Source organism: Streptomyces sp. NPDC048434 (assembly GCF_043200375.1).
Lineage (GTDB): Bacteria > Actinomycetota > Actinomycetes > Streptomycetales > Streptomycetaceae > Streptomyces.
This window is the reverse complement of record NZ_JBICXQ010000007.1, coordinates 133,582-150,344: the sequence shown is the minus strand read 5'-3', so window position 1 is coordinate 150,344 and position 16,763 is coordinate 133,582. Positions and strand designations below refer to the sequence as shown.

Genomic DNA, 16,763 nt, shown 5'->3' with positions numbered 1-16,763 from the left:
GCGATGCCGTGGTGGGGCGTGGCGTCCGCGCTGCTCGCCAACGTCCTGTACAGCACCGGCTTCGTGCTGGAGAAACGCGCGCTGACCGGGCTGCCCGCGCTGAGCACCCGGCGCCCCGCCCGGGTCGTCCGCGAGCTGTTGTCCAGTCCGCTGTGGCTCGCCGGCTCGCTCGCCCTGGCCGCCGGGTTCGCCGCCCAGCTCGCCGTCTACCGCACGCTGCCCCTCGCCGCCGCGCAGGGCATCTTCGTCTCCGGTCTGGTCCTGCTGCTGCTCCTGTCCTCGGCAGTGCTGGGCGAGCGGACCAGCGGCCGGGAGCGGCAGAGCATCGTGGCGATCCTGCTCGCGCTGGTGCTGGTCGTCGCCTCCCTCCGCGGCGAGGACGCGGGGGCCGTCGCCCGCACCGCGCCGCCCACGACACTGCTGCTCATCGCCCTGCCGTCGCTGGCCGCCGGGCTGCTGCTGTACGGCTCGGCGGAGCGGCGCGCCCGGCGCCGCCATCGCCTGCCGACGGCGGGCGTCCCCTACGGGGTGGCCGTCGGCCTGCTCTACGGCGTCAGCTCGCTGGCCATCAAGGGCGTCGCCGGCCTGCTCACCAGCCACGACATCCCGGCCGCCGCCGCGCAGCTCCTCCGCTCGCCCTACCCCTACCTGCTGCTCTTCACCGGCGCCACGGGGCTGGTCCTGTCCCAGACCGCCCTGCAACGCTGCCGCGCCTCCGTGATCGTCCCCGTCTGCACCACCGTCACCTGTGTCTTCACCGTGGCCTGCGGCACCGTGGCGTTCGGTGAACCGCTGCCCGCCGATCCCCTGCGCCTCGCGCTGCGGCTGGGCGGCACCGCCGTCGCCCTGTCCGTACTGCTCGCCCTGCCCCGCCATGACACCCCGGCCCCGTACCCCCCACCCGCACGACGGAGTTGAGCCATGAAGCCCGATGACCCGCTGCTGAAGATCCTCGCCTGCCCCCTCGACAAGGGCCCGCTGTCCCTGCTCGCCCCCGGCGACGCCCTCTACAACCCCCGGCTGCGCCGCCGCTATCCGGTCCTCGACGGCATCCCCCAGCTCCTGCCCTCCTCCGGCGAACAGCTCACCGATGCCGAGCACGCGCAGGCGCTGCGCCACCTCGCGGACCGGGAGTCGCGGTCGTGACGCTCGCCGCGCGGCTGGGCCCGCATCTGCCGGCCCGGCTGGTGTCGGCGGTGGCGGCCGGGCTCTATCCGCGTTTCGAGCCGGAGCTGCGGCGGCTCGCCGACTTCTGCCCGCCCGGCGGTACGGCGGTCGACGTCGGCGGGTGGTACGGCCCGTGGACCCGGCGGCTGGCCGGGCGGGCCGACCGGGTGGTCACCCTCGAACCGGTCCCCCACCTGGCCCGTCTGCTCGCGTCCGTCACTCCAGCGCATGTCGAGGTGGTGTCCGCGGCGGCCACCGACCATGCGGGCTGTGCCACCCTCTGGCTGCCCGCGGACGGCCGCGGCGACCGCGGGGTCTCCTCGCTCGTACGCCGCGAGCTGCACACCGCCGCCCTCGCTGTGCCCTGCCTCCCCCTGGACGCGCTGGCTCTGGCGTCCGTCACCCTCATCAAGATCGATGTGGATGGCGCCGAGCTGGCGGTACTGCGCGGCGCCGAGCGCACCGTCGAGCGCGAACTCCCGGCGCTGTTCGTCGAGTTGGAGACCCGCATCCAGCCGCTCACCCCCGTCCTGGACTGGACGGCGGCCCATGGCTACCGCGGCTGGGTCCTGCCGCACGACCGCTGGCTGCCGCTGGCCAATTTCGATCTGCCCGCCCATCAGTCCCGCACCTGCCACGTCGCCGAGCACGGTCTGCTCCGCCGTTCCCTCGCCCCGCACCGCCGCTACGTCAATTCCGTGCTCTTCCTCCCCGACGGCGACCGTCCCGGCTTCCCCGGCGCCCGCGCCGTCCAGGACCATGTCCCTCATGAACGGCACCTCTGACCATGACCCGCCCGCCGGCTCCGGCGCCGCGGCCGGCCTGCCGGGACCGGTCGCCTTCCAGCTCGTCCTGCTGCGCCGGATGGCCGACCACCACCCCGGCCTGGTCGAGGACGCCCTGCGCACCCTGCAGGTCTCCCGCGCGGACCTGCGCGAGGCCAACCGCCGCTGGCAGGCGCGGATGCACGCCCCGCGGGCGCGCGGCGGCGTCCAGCCGTATCGTGCGCTGCTCGGCACCCCCGAGACCGTCACCGCCCGCCGGCTCGGCGACCTGACCTGCGAGGCCCTGACCTGGCCCGTTCCGCTGTGGCCCGATCTGCGGTTCGAGGTCCTCACCGGCGCCCGGGGCGCCGTCTGGAACGCGTGGCTGGTCCGGGCACCCGGCGCCACCGCCCCTGACCTGCGGACGACCGAGGATCTGCGGCCCTGGTCGTGCACCGTCGACGAGGTCGCCCGCGCCTTCGCCCCGGCCCGCCCGATGGAGGGCACCGCCCCCACCCGATGGCAGCTGGCCTGCACCGCCCCCGGACCCGACGGCAGGCCCCAGGACATCGTCGCGGAATTCACCTGGGGGCTGTACCAGCGGCTGACCGGCGCGGCCCCCGCCACACCGGCAGATGGCCGCGACCTCACTCCTTCGCCCTAACCGCCCCCTCCCCGTCCCCCGAGCGGACCTTTCCAGCAGGCGGGCGGCCGCGCACGACCGGAGGATGGCGCACGAGCGGTCCCTGCGAACGGGCCGCACGAGCGCTCCGTCCATACCGGCCCGTCGGGGAGGAATCATCCATGACCATCAGCCTCGCCCAATTGCGGCGGTGCTCGGCCGCCGTCGACCTCGGAGCGGCCCGGACCAGGGTGTATGTGAAGAACCAGGGGCTGGTCGTCGATGAGCCGACCGTCGCCGCCATCAACACCCGCACCGGGGCGCTGCTGGCCGTCGGTGCTCAGGCCGAGGTGATGGACGGGCGCACCCCCGACTACATCCGGGTGGTGCGCCCGGTCTCCAACGGCACCATCGTCGACATCGACATGGCTCAGCGGCTGCTGCGCACCCTGGTGGGCGACCGGATGCGCAAGACCTGGCGGCGCCGGCCGGCGATGCGGGCCGCGGTCTGCCTCGCGTACGGCAGCGAGCCGCTGGCCCAGCGGGCGGCCGTGGAGACGCTGACCGGGCTGGGTGCGCGGCGGGTGGAGCTGGTCGACACCCTGGTCGCCGCGGCGGTGGGCTCCGGGCTGCCGGTGGAGCAGCCCGAGGCCACCATGATCGTGGTGTGTGGTGCGGGAACCACGCAGGTCGCGGTGCTCTCCCTCGGTTCGATCGTGGCGGCGGAGACCGTGCCGGTGGGCGGCAACGCCATCGACCACGCGGTGATCCAGCATCTGCGGCTGCACCACGAGCTGATGCTGGCGGGCCAGGCGGTGCGTCCGCTGCAGATGATTCTCTCCGGCGGCGACGGTCTCACCCCCGGCTCCACCGAGGTGCACGGCCGGGATGTGGTCAGCGGGATGGCACGCTCCGTCCACGTCGACACCGAACGGGTCCGCGACGCCATCACCACCCCGCTGACCGCGATCCTCGACGGCATCGGGGCCGTGCTGCGGCGCTGCCCGCCGGATCTGGTGGCCGACCTCGGGGAGCGCGGCATCGTGCTCGCGGGCGGCAGCGCGCTGATCCCCGGGCTGGAGCCGATGATCCATCAGGCCACGGCCATGCCGGTGCACACCGCGGACCGCCCCGACACCTGTGCCGTCATGGGCCTCGGCGCCATGATCGAGGGCAAGGTGCAGCCCCTGCACCTCGATCCGATGGATCCGTAACAACGCGCCCGCCCGGCTCTCGTCACACGGACGCCGGGCGTCACGGCCGCCGGGCATCACGGCCGCCGCGGGCATCACGGCCAACGGGCATCACGGCCGCCGCCGGGCCGCACTCCGGGCGCTACAGGCTCCGGGCGTTCCAGGCGACCATGGCGGGGCGGTCGTGCTCGGTCCCCAGGACGCCGACCGCCCCGGTCTCGAACGTGAACAGCCCGCCGGCGGCGGCCGGCAGCCCGAGCCTGCGGGCGGCCAGCACCCGCAGGAAGTGCGCATGCGCCACCAACGCCACATCCCCCTCGTCGGCGGCGAGCTGTGCCGCGATCCGCGCCAGCACCCGGTCGGCACGCGCCCCGACCTGCTCCGGTGACTCCCCGGGATGTCCGTCGGGCCCCTCGGTGACACCGTCGGAGAACAGATACCAGCCGGGCCGACTGCGGTGGATCTCGGCGGTGGCGATGCCCTCATAGCCGCCGTAGTCCCATTCCCGCAGGTCGGCGTCGATCTGCGGGCGGGCGAGGCCCGCCAGCTCGGCGGTGCGCAGCGCCCGCTCCATCGGGCTGGCGTACACCTGCCCGATCTTCCGGTCCGACAGCAGCGGCCGCAGTGCGCGGGCCTGCTCCTCACCGTTGGCGGTCAGCGGCAGATCGGTCCAGCTGGTGTGCCTGCCGTCCCGACTCCACTCGGTCTCGCCGTGCCGGACCAGAAGGAGGTCGCTCACGAGCCCTGCGCCTGCTGCCCCTGCTCGGCCTGCGCCTGCTCGCCCTGCTGGTCCTCGGTGACCGACGCACGGACCTCGTCCATGTCCAGCGCGCGGGCCTGGCCGATGACGTCCTCCAGGGCCTCCTCGGGCAGCGCGCCCGGCTGGGCGAAGACCGCGATGTTCTCGCGGACGATCATCACGGTCGGGATGGACTGGATCTGGAGGGCCTGCGCCAGCTCGGGCTGGGCCTCGGTGTCGACCTTGGCGAAGACCAGGTCGTCGTGCGTCTCGGACGATCGCTCGAAGACCGGGCCGAACTGCTTGCACGGACCGCACCACTCGGCCCAGAAGTCGATGAGGACGAAATCGCTGCCGGAGACGATTTCGTCGAAGTTTTCCTTGGTGAGCTCGATGGTGCTCATGCGTGTTTCCCTGCTTCCGGTCTGTCGACGATTGCCAGTCGGTCTCCGGGTGCGGTAACGGGTGCAACCCCTGACGTATTCCGCACGCCGGACCGTCCCGCACCCCTGCCCACCGATCGCGTTCCTAGACATAGCAATTCGCGCCACGCCGCCCACCGGCCTCCACCACGGCCCCGAGCACACCCCCGCACCCCCCTGGGTTCCCCCTCCCGGTGCGCTCCGCGGCACGTCGCACGCACGGCTTCCCCGAAGCGCACCACGCCGCCCCTCAGCTCTTCGCCTTGGCGTAGCTGGTCGCCATACCGCCCGCGAAGTCGTACACGACGACCTGTTCGTCCCCCACGACCCAGGCATCGTGACCGGGCGAACAGACGAATACGTCGCCGGCGCCCACCTCGGACTCCGCGCCGTCATTCATCCTGATACGCATACGGCCTTGGACCATGAAGCAGTTGTGGTGAACCTCGCAGCTGTCGGTCCCGGCAATCGGCCCCACCGACTCCGACCAGCGCCAGCCGGGCTCGAAGGTGGCCACGGCGAAGTCCAGTCCGGTGAGGTGCAGGGCTTCGAGGTGACCCCGGGGAAAGTCGCGCCGTTCATCCGGCTTGTCGACCGTCTTGACTTCCATCATGAGGGCTTCCTCCATCCACCCCCCTGGTCATCCGTGCATCCCCCCTGGTCCTTCCATGGTGCGCCGCGACGGGGCACCCGGCCACCGCGTCCCGCGCCCGGGACCCGCCGGATTCCACCGGCCCGCCGGATCGAGCCGCCTCCGGATCCCGCCGGTACAGAGATGTCCCCGGCAGACCCCGGCCCGGAAGAGCACGGCAACCCGAGCGACTCCCCGGGGCGCGGTGAACGGGCTCCTCGGCGGGCCGTTGCGGTGCCGGACAACCGGCGGCGGACGGACCCCCGGCCGGGATGTCGCCGCGGAGGTGCCGTAGCGCGCAGTCACCTCCCCCGGCGGCTAGCATCACGAAAGGACCGCCAAGAACGGAGCATTCTTCTGTGCGTCATCTGCGCGTAGGCGTCGCCATCTTGACCATGGGAAACCGTCCCGCCGAACTGCGGGCGCTGCTGGATTCGGTCGCCAAGCAGGACCTCCGGCCGGCACACATCGTGGTCATCGGAAACGGCTCGCCGCTCCCCCCGCTGCCGCACGGCGCCGTCGGCGTCGAGCTGAGCGACAACCTGGGCGTCTCCGGCGGCCGGAACGTCGCCCTGGACGAACTGCGCAAGCTCGGCGACCTCGATGTGGTGGTCGATCTGGACGACGACGGCCTGCTGATCAGCCCGGACGTCTTCAGTCGGCTGGCGGAACTGCACACCAGCGAGCCGGAGTTGGGGATCGTGAGCTTCCGGGTCGCCGACGAGCGGGGCCGCACCCAGCGCCGGCACGTCCCCCGTCTGCGCGTCGGCGACCCGGCGCGCGGCGGCCTCGTCACCACGTTCCTCGGCGGCGGACACTCCCTGTCCGTCCCGATGCTGGACAGAATCGGCGGCTGGCCCGACGAGTTCTTCTACGCGCACGAGGAAACCGACCTGGCCTGGCGGGCCTTGGACGACGGCTGGCACATCCGCTACGCACCGGAGCTGGTGCTCCAGCACCCCTACACCTCGCCCACCCGGCACGCCGTCTACCACCGCATGGTCGCCAGAAACCGCGTATGGCTGGCCAAGCGGCACCTTCCCGCGCTCCTGGTACCGCTCTACCTCGGCGTATGGGCCGCACTGACGGCCGTCCGCAGCCGCTCGGCCGCGGGCATGCGGGCCTGGGCAGCAGGTTTCGCCGAGGGAGTACGGACCCCGTGCGGCCGGCGGCGGCCGATGCACTGGCGCACGGTGTGGCGCATGACGAGGCTGGGCCGCCCCCCGGTCATCTGAGGAGCCCCTAAGGGGTCCCTCCCGGCTCCGTACGCAGACACGGGTCCGTCACCCCGCCCGGACAGGCGAGCCGTTCGCGGTCCCATCCGGCACGCCGGGCGCCGGCCTGATACGCGCTTTCGTAGAAGCCGAGCACGGCGGCACGGGGATCGTCCGCGGCGCGTGCCTCGTCGTAGGGCAGCACCGCCAAGTGGCTGCCGCCGCGGTCGAGCCACTGCGCCGCCGCGGGCTCCAGCGGCTCCTCGGCCAGTTGCGCGGGCTCCGGAGCGGTATAGGAGTAGAACGCGGGCGCGCCGTAGGAGTCGTCCCCGAACCAGAACCCGAAGCTGATGACCTCGCGTGAGTACGCCTCCCGGGTCACCGGGTCGACCTGACCGGGCTGGTCGATGTGCCGGTCGGAGAACCGGGTGTGCGCGATGTCGAAGGTGTGCCAGAAGTGGTGCACCGGGCTGACCTTCCCCGAATAGCCCGCGGCGAACTCCTCCAGCACCGACGCCACCTGGCTGAGCACCCGCCAGTAGCGGTTGGCGTGCCCGGCATCGTAGGTCGCATGCTCGGTGTCCTCGGCGAACGGCCGGGCGGCGTCGGGCAGGTCGAACGGCCGCGGGATGTCGAGCTCCACCCGGACGCCCAGCGATGCCAGCGCGTCCATGACCGCGTCGTGGAAGGACGCCACCGACCGGCCGACGAGCGGGAAGGAGAGCGTCCGGCCGTCCAGCGTCGCGACGACCATCCGGTGACCGACGAAGTCGAAGTCCATCGTGAAGATCGGGTTACCGTCGAGCTGCCCCATCGGACGGGTGGTGATGCCGCGTCCGGTCAGATGGAACGGCACGTTCCACCAGTGATTGCGCCGGGCACCGGCGGCCAGCCGGACCTTCCCGACGATCTGCACAAACCGATGGAGCGTCTCTTTGGTGTCCCGCCATTCGGCGAACGGGATCGGCGGAAACAGCTCCATCGTCATCACCTGCCCTTCCCGCCCAACACTCCTGACGGCCGGACGGGGCCTGGACGACCATGATGACCATGCCCCCCGACGGACGGCACGCCGTCGCACCCAAGAGGCCCAACAGCCTTCACACAGCACACCGGCGGGCCATGACCGGCAAATACGCCATGCTGAAGGCGCCCGAGAAAGGCGCCGCCGACCGTCACCACGAAAGGCCCCACCGGACCGTGCTCCGGACATGAGCGAGGGCCGCCACGGTGCCCATGGCGGCCCTCGCTGCCGTGTCTCGCCTGCTCTGATCACTTCTGCTTCATCAGGCTGCGGTGGGGCGGGTGGGACTCGAACCCACGGCCGACGGATTATGAGTCCGCTGCTCTAACCGGCTGAGCTACCGCCCCCCACGGCGCGTCGCGCACATTTGTGCGCGCCGTCTGCCGCAGCATAGCCGCTCATACGATCTGTTGCCCGTGAGGGCTGCCGTCGCGCGACCACGCACGCCCAAGAGGACTTCGATCACCGGGGGTTCGGTTCCACGGCACAAGAAAAAGGACCCCTTCCGGGGTCCTCTTCTCTCTGCTCCCCCGACTGGACTCGAACCAGTAACCCTCCGGTTAACAGCCGAATGCTCTGCCAATTGAGCTACAGGGGACCGAGCTCCCCCGACTGGACTCGAACCAGTAACCTGCCGGTTAACAGCCGGCTGCTCTGCCAATTGAGCTACAGGGGATTGCTCTGTGTGCCTCGAATGCGTCGCTGTCCGGGGTTCCGGACGGCGCGCGTTCGCTGCGACACATACATTAGCGCAAGCAGGGGGGTGCTCCGCCAATCGGTATCGCCTCAGGTCACCTCGGGTGATCTCCGGCCCCGGAGGGTAGGCGCGCGGCACAGCCCGGCACTCCGGTGCGTACCGGCACCGGAGGGGTCCGACGAGAGGAAAGGTGGAGCAATGCGCTACCGGCTCACGTTCATCGCGGGACTGGCCACGGGGTATGTGCTCGGCGCACGGGCCGGTCGGGAACGGTACGAGCAGCTCCGCAAGGCCGCCCAGCGGATCACCCAGAATCCGGCGGTCCGGAATACCGCGGAGTCCGCCGCGCTGACCGGGCGCGAGGCCGCGTCGAAGGCGTTCGGAACGGTGTCGGCGAAGGTCGGCGACCGGCTGCCCACCTCCGTCAGCGACCGGGTCCGCTCATTGCGCGAACAGCGCTCCGCGGATGAGGACGACTGGGGCACCAGTAATACCTGAGCCGGATCCCCCCGGGGCACCTGACGCTGCCCCTATGCGTCGTATGGGGCATCATCTGAGTCCATGGGGATAGTCGCCGGATTGGACAGTTCGTCCGAGAGCACACGGATCGTCGTCTGCGATGCGGACACGGGTGCCGTCATCAGGCAGGGGTATGCGCCGCACCCCGTCGAGAAGGGGCCCGAGGCCGATCCGCAGGCGTGGCTGATGTCACTCGGCGAGGCGGCGGGCCGCGGACTTCTCGAAGGCGTGCAGGCGATCGGCGTATCCGCACAGCCGCACGGTCTGGTCCCGCTGGACGTCGAGGGCAACCTCGTACGCCCCGCACTGGTGGGCAATGACAAGCGGGCGCAGGGCGCGGCCGCGGAGCTGATCGACGCGCTGGGCGGGCGCACCGCGTGGGCGCAGGCCGTCGGCGCGGTGCCGCAGGCGACGCATGCGGTGACGAAGATGCGCTGGCTGGCGCGTACGGAGCCGGCGCATGCGGCCCGGATCGTGGAGATCATGCAGCCGCACGACTGGCTGGCGTGGCAGCTGCTGGGGCGTCCCGCGCGGCGGACGACGGACCGCGGCGGGGCCTCGGCGACGGGCTTCTGGTCGGCGGCGACCGAGTCGTACCGGCCGGACCTGGTGGAGCTGGCGCTGGGCCATCAGGTGCGGCTGCCGGAGGTACTGAGTCCCTCGGGGACGGCCGGGTTCACCCCTGAGGGGTTGCTGATCTCCGCCGGTACGGGCGAGACGATGGCCGCCGCCTTCGGGCTCGGGGTCGGCGAGGGGGACGCCGTGGTGTCGCTGGGCGCCTCGGGGTCGGTGTTCGGTATCCACCATGAGGCGCTGGCGGACCCGACCGGCACGATCACCTCGTTCGCCGACGCGACCGGCCGGTATCTGCCGGTGGTGCACACCAGCAATGCCGTGCGGGTGCTGCGCGGTGCGGCGGAGCTGCTGGGGACGGATCTGGAGGGCCTGTCCGCGCTGGCGATGAAGTCGTCGCCCGGTGCGTACGGCATGGTGCTGCTGCCGTATCTGGAGGGCGAGCGGACGCCGCATCTGCCGCATACCGCCGGGTCGTTGCACGGGATGCGGCGGGAGAGCATGAAGCCGGAGCACATGGCGCGGGCGGCCGTGGAGGGCATGCTCTGCGGGCTGGCGGATGCGCTGGACGTGCTGCGCGGGCGGGGCGTGGCGGTGCACCGGGTGTTCCTGCTGGGTGCGGCCGCGGAGCTGGGCGCCGTGCAGGCGGTGGCGCCGGGGCTGTTCGGGGTGCCGGTCGTGGTGCCGCAGCCGGCCGAGTACGCGGCGCTCGGCGCGGCGCGGCAGGCCGCCTGGGCGTGGGGGGTGGCGCACGGCACGCTCACCCCGGCCGCCGGCGCGGAGCACGGTGGGGGCGGCGGGGCCACCTGGGTCGATCCGCCGCAGTGGCCGGCCGCCGCGAGCCAGGTGTTCGAGCCGGGTGAGGAGCTGCCGGTCGGGCAGGCCGTGCGCCAGCAGTACACGACGGTGCGTGACGAGACCCACCCCGAGGCGTTCCAGCGGTCGGTGTGAGGCACCGGGACACGCGGAGCCCGGGGGCCCGGCGGCCTCAGTCGAGATAGCCGCGGAGCTGGTCGGCGAAGGCGTGGTCGCGGAGCTTGTTGAGGGTCTTGGACTCGATCTGCCGTATCCGTTCGCGGGTGACGCCGAAGATCCGGCCGATCTCCTCCAGCGTGCGGGGGCGGCCGTCGGCGAGGCCGTAGCGGAGCTGGACGACCTTGCGTTCGCGTTCGCCGAGCGTGGACAGCACCGCGTCGAGATGCTCGCGGAGCAGCAGGAACGCGGCGGACTCGACGGGTGAGGCGGCGTCGCCGTCCTCGATGAGGTCGCCGAGGGCGACGTCCTCCTCCTCGCCGACGGGGGCGTGCAGCGAGACCGGTTCCTGGGCCAGCCGCAGCACCTCGCTGACCCGTTCCTCGGTCAGGTCGAGATGGGTGGCGACTTCCTCGGGCGTCGGTTCGTAGCCGCGTTCCTGGAGCATCCGGCGCTGGACCCGCACCACGCGGTTGATCAGCTCGACGACATGCACCGGGACGCGGATGGTCCGGGCCTGGTCGGCGAGGGCGCGGGACATCGCCTGGCGGATCCACCAAGTGGCGTAGGTGGAGAACTTGTAGCCGCGTGCGTAGTCGAACTTCTCGACGGCGCGGATCAGTCCGAGGTTCCCCTCCTGGACGAGGTCGAGCATGGTCAGCCCGCGGCCGACATAGCGCTTGGCGACGGAGACCACCAGGCGCAGGTTGGCCTCGATGAGGCGGCGCTTGGCCATCCGGCCCAGAACCACCAACTTGTCGAGGTCGAAGGCGAGTTGGGAGGAGAGGTCGGGGGTGTTGGTGAGCTTCTCCTCGGCGAAGAGACCGGCCTCGACGCGGCGGGCGAGCTCGACCTCCTCGGCGGCGGTGAGCAACGCGATCCGGCCGATCTCGCGGAGGTACTGGCGGAAGAGATCGGAGGACGGACTGCCCGCCTCGGGGCGCGGCACCGGCTCCGGGGCGATCTCCTCGACGATCACTTCTGCGGCGGGTGGTTCGGCCTGCTGCGGCACGGTGATCGGCTCCGGGACCGGTTCGGTGTCCGGCTCCACGGCCGGTTCGGTGACCGGCTCCACGGCGGGCGGCGCGTCGGCGAGGGTCTGGGTCTGCACGGGGGCGACCTCCAGGGTGATCGCTGCTGAGGCGGCAGAAAGGTCGGGCACGGTTGCGGCCGAGCCGCTGTCCGTCCCGTACGTCAAGCGCGGTTCCGCGGGGGATTCCGGCGCGGTGCGACCGGGCCCGCCGCGCTCCGAGAACTCAGGCACCGCTCCTCAGTGTGGAGTACGACACACCGCCGCCACGAGGGGCGTGCGACCACTTTTTGAGTCCGGTCCGTGACCGGACGGCTACCGCGGGGAGTGCCCGGGGGTGCTGAGGCATGTCAGCGAAGCCCCGCCGTCGGCCCGAAGGGACGGGCTCGCGGCGACTGGGTCTGGGTCTGGTGCGCTCGCCTCGTACTCGCTGCGTGGGGAGTGTGTGGCCAGGCGGGGCTCTCCGGACGCGCTCTACAGGGCGGCGTAGCCGCGTTCGCGCAGCGACTGGCCGTACTGCTGGAGGACCCAGAGTTCGTTCTGTACGGCGGCGAGGTGCTCGGGGTCGGCGCGGGGGCCCAGGCGCTGGAGGGTGCCGCGGATTTCGGTGACGCGCTGATTGACGGCGGCGAGGCGGACGGCGACCAACTGGACGCCGGCATAGGCGTCGTCGGGGTCGCGGCGGGTGTGCAGCGGTTCGACGGCGAGCTCGGTGACCATGGCGCGGACGGTGTCGTCGGGGGCGGCCTCGCGCACCCGGGGGACGTACGCACTGTCGTTGGCGCCGGCCGCGGTGCCGCCGGCGTCCTCGATGCACTGGCGGACCACGACGTAGGGCGGGGCGGTGAACTCGTCGGCCCCGTAGGCGTCGAAGGCCGGGGAGACCAGGTCGGGGCGCTGCAGCGCGAGCTTGAGGAGCTCTCGCTCGACGCGGTGGGCGGGGCTGCGGAGATTGAGCGCCGGGCCGCGCGGACCGGGCGCGGAGCGGGCCTGCTCGGCGGCCGGGGGCCGGCCGCCACGCTGCTGACGGCCCTGTTCGGGGCCGCCGTCACGGCCGCGCTCGCGGGCCCAGCGGGCGAGCTGGCTGACGCGGCGGACGACGAACTGGGTGTCCAGGATGCCGAGCATGCCGGCGAGCTGGACGGCGGATTCGTGCTGGATGGAGCTGTTCTTGATGTGGGCGACGATGGGGGCGGCCTCGTCGAGGGCGGCGGCGCGGCCGACGGTGGTGTCGAGGTTGTGCCGGGAGACGACATGGCGCAGCGCGAACTCGAAGAGCGGGGTGCGGGCCTCGACGAGATCGGCGACGGCCGCATCGCCCTGGGCGAGCCGCAGGTCGCAGGGGTCCATACCGCCGGGGGTGATGGCGATGGAGGTCTCGGCGGCGAACTTCTGGTCGTCCTCGAAGGCGCGCAGCGCTGCCTTCTGGCCTGCGGCGTCGCCGTCGAAGGTGAAGACGACCTCGGAGCCGGAGTTGTCCATCAGCAGCCGGCGGAGGATCTTGATGTGGCCCTCGCCGAAGGACGTACCGCAGGTGGCGATGGCGGTGGTGACACCGGACAGATGGCAGGCCATGACGTCCGTATAGCCCTCGACGACGACCGCGCGGTTGGTCTTGGCGATCTCCTTCTTGGCGAGGTCGATGCCGTAGAGGACCTGAGACTTGCGGTAGATGGGGGTTTCGGGGGTGTTGAGGTACTTGGGGCCGTTGTCGTCGTCGCGGAGCTTGCGGGCGCCGAAGCCGACGACCTCGCCGGCGATATCGCGGATCGGCCACATCAGGCGGCCGCGGAAGCGGTCGATGGGGCCGCGGCGGCCCTCCTGGGAGAGGCCGGAGAGCACCAGCTCCTGGTCGCTGAAGCCGCGGCCGCGCAGAAAGCGGGTGAGGTGGTCCCAGCCGGCCGGGCTGTAACCGACGCCGAAGTGCTGGGCGGCGGCCTGGTCGAAGCCGCGCTCGGCGAGGAACTTCCGGGCGATCTCGGCCTCGGCACCGTCCAGCTGATCGACGTAGAACTGGGCCGCGACCTTGTGGGCCTCCACCAGGCGGGTGCGCTCGCCCTGCTGGCGGCCGGGGGTGTAGCCACCCTCCTCGTAGCGCAGGGTGATGCCGGCCTGGGAGGCGAGCCGCTCGATGGTCTCGGCGAAGGAGAGGTGGTCGATCTTCATGATGAAGTCGACGGTGTCGCCGCCCTCCTGGCAGCCGAAGCAGTGGTAGAGGCTCTTGGCCGGGCTGACGTGGAAGGACGGGGACTTCTCGTCGTGGAAGGGGCACAGGCCCTTGAGGTTTCCGCCCCCGGCGTTGCGGAGCTGAAGGTACTCGGACACGACGGCGTCGATCGGGACCGCGTCCCGAACCGCCTTCACATCGTCATCGTTGATCCTGCCTGCCACGCGTGAATTCTACGGCCGGGGTCGGACACTCCTGGCCGCGCCTCCGCGAGCGCCGACGACTCCCCCCACCCCCGAACCCACCCCCGCCCCCTCCCCCGAAGGGGGAGAGGGGGAGGGGGCGGGGGAGCAGCCGGGCAGAGGGAGCGGGCGAGCGGGGCAACCGGCCGCACAGGACGAGCAGGCCGAGCAGGCCGAGCAGGCCGAGCAGGGCAACAGCCGCACAGGCCGAGCAGGCTCAGCCACGGACGCCAACAGCCGCCGCACACAGGCGCCGGCCGGGCGCAGTCACCCGGAAGGCTGTCCGTGCCCGTCAGCCCAGCAGCTCCAGAAAGCGCTCCACCCCCACGTTGCCTCCTGAGATGATCACGCCGACGCGGGGTGGGAGCGGATCGATGCGCCCGGCGAGCAGGGCGGCCAGGGCGCTGGCGCCGCTGGGCTCGGTGACGATCTTCAGCCGTTCGAAGGCCAGCTTCATGGCCGCGCGGATCTCGTCGTCGCTGACCAGGACGACCGAGTCGAGCAGGCGCCGGTTGACGGCGAAGGTCAGCTCGCCGGGGGTTTCGACGGCCTGGCCGTCGGCGATGGTGCGCGGGACGGGGACGGTGACGCGGTGGCCTGCGGCCAGTGAGCGCCGGGTGTCGTCGCCGGCCTCCGGCTCCACGCCGATCATCCGGATGCCGGGGACCAGGGCGGTGGCCGCGGTGGCGGCGCCGGCCATCAGCCCGCCCCCGCCGACCGGCACCAGCAGGGCGTCGAGCGGGCCGGTCTCCTCGATCAGTTCCAGGGCGGTGGTGCCCTGGCCCGCGATGACGTGCGGGTGGTCGAACGGCGGGATCAGGGCGAGGCCGCGCTCCTCGGCGAGCCGCCGGCTGAGGGCGGTGCGGTCCTCGGTGTACCGGTCGTAGTAGATGATCTCGGCGCCGTATCCGGCGGTGGCGTCCTTCTTGGACTTCGGGGAGTCCTCGGGCATCACGATGACGGCATGGCTGCCCAGCTCCCGGGCGGCCAGTGCGAGTGCCTGGGCGTGGTTGCCGGAGGAATGGGCGACGACCCCGCGGGCCAGCTCCTGCGGGGTCAGCCTGGAGAGGGCGTTGTAGGCGCCGCGGAACTTGAAGGCGCCGCCCCGCTGGAAGGTCTCGCACTTGAGGTGGACCTCGGCACCGACCAGTGCGTCGAGGGTGCGGGAGCGCAGCACGGGGGTGCGGTGTGCCACTCCCGCCAGCCGCCGGGCGGCGTCCCGGACGTCGTCGAGCGTGACGACCGGGACGTCGGTGCTGCCGGGGCCGGTGGAACCGATGGGGTTCTGCGTCATGCGGGCACGCTACGGGAGCAGTGAGGCCAGCGGAACCTCCGGATCCGCCAGCGCTCCGGGCTCCAACCGCGCCCCGCCCCGGATCAGTTGCTGGATGGATTCGGCGACGTCCCAGACGTTGACGTTCATCCCCGCGAGCAGCCGGCCGTCCGCGCCGAGCCAGAAGGCGATGAACTCCCGCTTGGCGACGTCGCCGCGGCAGACGACCTGCTCGTAGGAGCCGGGCGGGGCGTAGCCGGAGTACTCCATGCCGACGTCGTACTGGTCGGAGAAGAAGTACGGGATGCGGTCGTAGCTGATGTCCTGGCCGAGCATGGCGCGCGCGGCGGCCGGGCCGCCGTTGAGGGCGTTGGCCCAGTGCTCGACCCGCAGCCGGGTGTCCAGCAGCGGGTGGTCGGCGGCGGCGACATCGCCGGCGGCGTAGATGTACGGGTCGGAGGTGCGCAGCGCCGCGTCGACGGCCACGCCGCCGCCGGCCTCCGGGTCGGCGAGGTCCAGCCCGGCCTGTTCGGCGAGCGCGGTGCGCGGGGCGGCGCCGATCGCGGCGAGCACGTCGTGGGCGAGGTGCTCCTCGCCGTCGTCGGTGCGCACCGCGAGCACCACGCCGTCCTGCCCGACGATCTCGGTGAAGCGGGCGCCGAAGTGGAAGCGGACGCCGTGTTCGCGGTGCAGATCGGTGAACAGGCCGCCGAGTTCGGGTCCCAGGATGCCGTGCAGCGGTGTCGGCGCGGCCTCGACGACGGTCACCTCGGCGCCGTAGGAGCGGGCCGCGGCGGCGACCTCCAGGCCGATCCAGCCGGCGCCGGCGATGACGAGGTGTCCGTTGTCGCGGCCGAGCGAGGCCAGTACGCCGCGCAGCCGTTCGGCGTGGGCCAGGCGGCGCAGGTGGTGCACGCCGGCCAGTCCGGTACCGGGGATGTCCAGGCGGCGTGGCTCGGCGCCGGTCGCCAGCAGCAGCTTGTCGTAGGCGATCAGGGTGCCGTCGCCGAGGCGTACGGTCCTGGCCTCGGGGTCGAGGCGGACGGCGGGCTGGCCCAGGTGGAGCTCGATCTGTGCCTGGGCGTACCAGGCGGGTTCATGGACGAAAACGCTGTCGCGCTCTTCCTTCCCGAGCAGGAACCCCTTGGAGAGCGGGGGACGCTCGTACGGGTGGTCGCGCTCGTCACAGATGAGGATCACCCGGCCGGTGAACCCTTCCGCGCGGAGAGTCTCCGCGGCCTTTGCGCCGGCCAGGCCACCCCCGACGATGACGAACGTCTGGTGTGCGTCGACCACTTGCTTCCTCCTCGTTGCGGTGCCGTACGTCCGCGTCCGCGTCCGTAAACGCCCCCCGATGTACCCCCGGTCTGCTTTCCCCCGTTGATGCCGTTGCCGCCGTCGGGGTTCCCGTCCGCTGGTGACCGGGTCTCCCCTGCGCTGTGGTCAGGGTTCTCTGTTCACTGATGTCAGGGTGCTCCGTTCGAAAACGGCCGGGTTCGAGCGTCCCGCACGGA

At 72.1% G+C, this 16,763-nt stretch carries 16 protein-coding genes and 3 tRNA genes; 8 read left to right on the top strand and 11 right to left on the bottom strand.

The window, feature by feature from the left end:
* The first annotated feature begins 3 nt into the window (after positions 1 to 3).
* The 5 genes from ACGFWI_RS10830 to ACGFWI_RS10810 all read left to right on the top strand — a co-directional run bounded on the left by ACGFWI_RS10830 (position 4) and on the right by ACGFWI_RS10810 (position 3,767).
* Positions 4 to 918: a DMT family transporter gene (locus ACGFWI_RS10830; protein ID WP_393905601.1), complete on the top strand. Its 915-nt coding sequence runs from the start codon at positions 4 to 6 to the stop codon at positions 916 to 918.
* A 3-nt stretch (positions 919 to 921) separates the two neighbouring features.
* Positions 922 to 1,146, top strand: coding sequence for a Trm112 family protein (locus ACGFWI_RS10825; RefSeq protein WP_393905600.1), 225 nt, complete (start codon positions 922 to 924; stop codon positions 1,144 to 1,146).
* Complete coding sequence (locus ACGFWI_RS10820) at positions 1,143 to 1,952, top strand: FkbM family methyltransferase (RefSeq protein WP_393905599.1); 810 nt, start codon at positions 1,143 to 1,145, stop codon at positions 1,950 to 1,952. The genes ACGFWI_RS10825 and ACGFWI_RS10820 overlap by 4 nt, the downstream gene beginning before the upstream one ends.
* On the top strand, positions 1,936 to 2,595 hold the full coding sequence (locus tag ACGFWI_RS10815) for a hypothetical protein (protein ID WP_393905598.1): 660 nt from the start codon (positions 1,936 to 1,938) through the stop codon (positions 2,593 to 2,595). The genes ACGFWI_RS10820 and ACGFWI_RS10815 overlap by 17 nt, the downstream gene beginning before the upstream one ends.
* A 140-nt stretch (positions 2,596 to 2,735) precedes the next feature.
* A complete protein-coding gene (locus ACGFWI_RS10810) occupies positions 2,736 to 3,767 on the top strand; it encodes a rod shape-determining protein (protein WP_393905597.1) in 1,032 nt (343 codons plus the stop codon).
* 121 nt (positions 3,768 to 3,888) lie between these two features.
* Here the strand turns inward: ACGFWI_RS10810 and ACGFWI_RS10805 are convergent, their stop codons facing one another.
* The 3 genes from ACGFWI_RS10805 to ACGFWI_RS10795 all read right to left on the bottom strand — a co-directional run bounded on the left by ACGFWI_RS10805 (position 3,889) and on the right by ACGFWI_RS10795 (position 5,520).
* Entirely contained in the window at positions 3,889 to 4,485 is a 597-nt protein-coding gene (locus ACGFWI_RS10805) for a histidine phosphatase family protein (RefSeq protein ID WP_393905596.1), read from the bottom strand.
* Complete coding sequence (trxA, locus tag ACGFWI_RS10800) at positions 4,482 to 4,889, bottom strand: thioredoxin (RefSeq protein WP_393905595.1); 408 nt, start codon at positions 4,887 to 4,889, stop codon at positions 4,482 to 4,484. Before trxA ends, ACGFWI_RS10805 begins: the two co-directional genes overlap by 4 nt.
* 268 nt (positions 4,890 to 5,157) lie before the next feature.
* Positions 5,158 to 5,520: a cupin domain-containing protein gene (locus ACGFWI_RS10795; protein WP_393905594.1), complete on the bottom strand. Its 363-nt coding sequence runs from the start codon at positions 5,518 to 5,520 to the stop codon at positions 5,158 to 5,160.
* 377 nt (positions 5,521 to 5,897) lie between these two features.
* Between ACGFWI_RS10795 and ACGFWI_RS10790 the strand changes: the two genes are divergently transcribed.
* Complete coding sequence (locus tag ACGFWI_RS10790; protein WP_393905593.1) at positions 5,898 to 6,773, top strand: glycosyltransferase family 2 protein; 876 nt, start codon at positions 5,898 to 5,900, stop codon at positions 6,771 to 6,773.
* A 7-nt stretch (positions 6,774 to 6,780) separates the two neighbouring features.
* On the opposite strand, the gene ACGFWI_RS10785 is transcribed toward ACGFWI_RS10790, so the two are convergent.
* The 4 genes from ACGFWI_RS10785 to ACGFWI_RS10770 all read right to left on the bottom strand — a co-directional run bounded on the left by ACGFWI_RS10785 (position 6,781) and on the right by ACGFWI_RS10770 (position 8,452).
* On the bottom strand, positions 6,781 to 7,734 hold the full coding sequence (locus ACGFWI_RS10785) for a DUF5996 family protein (RefSeq protein ID WP_393905592.1): 954 nt from the start codon (positions 7,732 to 7,734) through the stop codon (positions 6,781 to 6,783).
* A 315-nt stretch (positions 7,735 to 8,049) separates the two neighbouring features.
* Positions 8,050 to 8,123 (bottom strand) — tRNA-Ile (locus tag ACGFWI_RS10780).
* A 178-nt stretch (positions 8,124 to 8,301) separates the two neighbouring features.
* A tRNA-Asn gene (locus ACGFWI_RS10775) sits at positions 8,302 to 8,374 on the bottom strand.
* 5 nt (positions 8,375 to 8,379) lie between these two features.
* Positions 8,380 to 8,452, bottom strand: a tRNA-Asn gene (locus ACGFWI_RS10770).
* Between the two features lie 219 nt (positions 8,453 to 8,671).
* Between ACGFWI_RS10770 and ACGFWI_RS10765 the strand changes: the two genes are divergently transcribed.
* Both ACGFWI_RS10765 and ACGFWI_RS10760 read left to right on the top strand, forming a co-directional pair.
* Complete coding sequence (locus ACGFWI_RS10765; protein WP_393905591.1) at positions 8,672 to 8,971, top strand: YtxH domain-containing protein; 300 nt, start codon at positions 8,672 to 8,674, stop codon at positions 8,969 to 8,971.
* A gap of 63 nt (positions 8,972 to 9,034) precedes the next feature.
* Complete coding sequence (locus ACGFWI_RS10760; RefSeq protein WP_393905590.1) at positions 9,035 to 10,516, top strand: FGGY family carbohydrate kinase; 1,482 nt, start codon at positions 9,035 to 9,037, stop codon at positions 10,514 to 10,516.
* A gap of 37 nt (positions 10,517 to 10,553) precedes the next feature.
* On the opposite strand, the gene ACGFWI_RS10755 is transcribed toward ACGFWI_RS10760, so the two are convergent.
* The 4 genes from ACGFWI_RS10755 to ACGFWI_RS10740 form a co-directional block, all read right to left on the bottom strand.
* Positions 10,554 to 11,801: a sigma-70 family RNA polymerase sigma factor gene (locus ACGFWI_RS10755; protein ID WP_393905589.1), complete on the bottom strand. Its 1,248-nt coding sequence runs from the start codon at positions 11,799 to 11,801 to the stop codon at positions 10,554 to 10,556.
* Between the two features lie 240 nt (positions 11,802 to 12,041).
* Positions 12,042 to 13,958, bottom strand: coding sequence for a DNA primase (dnaG, locus tag ACGFWI_RS10750; RefSeq protein WP_393905588.1), 1,917 nt, complete (start codon positions 13,956 to 13,958; stop codon positions 12,042 to 12,044).
* A 310-nt stretch (positions 13,959 to 14,268) separates the two neighbouring features.
* Positions 14,269 to 15,270, bottom strand: coding sequence for a pyridoxal-phosphate dependent enzyme (locus tag ACGFWI_RS10745; protein ID WP_393905587.1), 1,002 nt, complete (start codon positions 15,268 to 15,270; stop codon positions 14,269 to 14,271).
* Positions 15,271 to 15,279: 9 nt separating this feature from the next.
* Positions 15,280 to 16,545, bottom strand: a complete 1,266-nt coding sequence (locus ACGFWI_RS10740) for an NAD(P)/FAD-dependent oxidoreductase (protein WP_393905586.1) — start codon at positions 16,543 to 16,545, stop codon at positions 15,280 to 15,282.
* Positions 16,546 to 16,763: the final 218 nt, after the last annotated feature.

What these genes read in the sequence shown, in the direction of transcription:
- ACGFWI_RS10825 (WP_393905600.1), top strand. Translation starts at nt 922, where the DNA reads ATGAAGCCCGATGACCCGCTGCTGAAGATCCTCGCCTGCCCCCTCGAC.
- ACGFWI_RS10830 (WP_393905601.1), top strand. Translation starts at nt 4, where the DNA reads ATGCCGTGGTGGGGCGTGGCGTCCGCGCTGCTCGCCAACGTCCTGTAC.
- ACGFWI_RS10745 (WP_393905587.1), bottom strand. Translation starts at nt 15,270, where the DNA reads ATGACGCAGAACCCCATCGGTTCCACCGGCCCCGGCAGCACCGACGTC.
- trxA (WP_393905595.1), bottom strand. Translation starts at nt 4,889, where the DNA reads ATGAGCACCATCGAGCTCACCAAGGAAAACTTCGACGAAATCGTCTCC.
- ACGFWI_RS10795 (WP_393905594.1), bottom strand. Translation starts at nt 5,520, where the DNA reads ATGATGGAAGTCAAGACGGTCGACAAGCCGGATGAACGGCGCGACTTT.
- ACGFWI_RS10760 (WP_393905590.1), top strand. Translation starts at nt 9,035, where the DNA reads ATGGGGATAGTCGCCGGATTGGACAGTTCGTCCGAGAGCACACGGATC.
- ACGFWI_RS10810 (WP_393905597.1), top strand. Translation starts at nt 2,736, where the DNA reads ATGACCATCAGCCTCGCCCAATTGCGGCGGTGCTCGGCCGCCGTCGAC.
- ACGFWI_RS10785 (WP_393905592.1), bottom strand. Translation starts at nt 7,734, where the DNA reads ATGGAGCTGTTTCCGCCGATCCCGTTCGCCGAATGGCGGGACACCAAA.
- ACGFWI_RS10815 (WP_393905598.1), top strand. Translation starts at nt 1,936, where the DNA reads ATGAACGGCACCTCTGACCATGACCCGCCCGCCGGCTCCGGCGCCGCG.
- ACGFWI_RS10765 (WP_393905591.1), top strand. Translation starts at nt 8,672, where the DNA reads ATGCGCTACCGGCTCACGTTCATCGCGGGACTGGCCACGGGGTATGTG.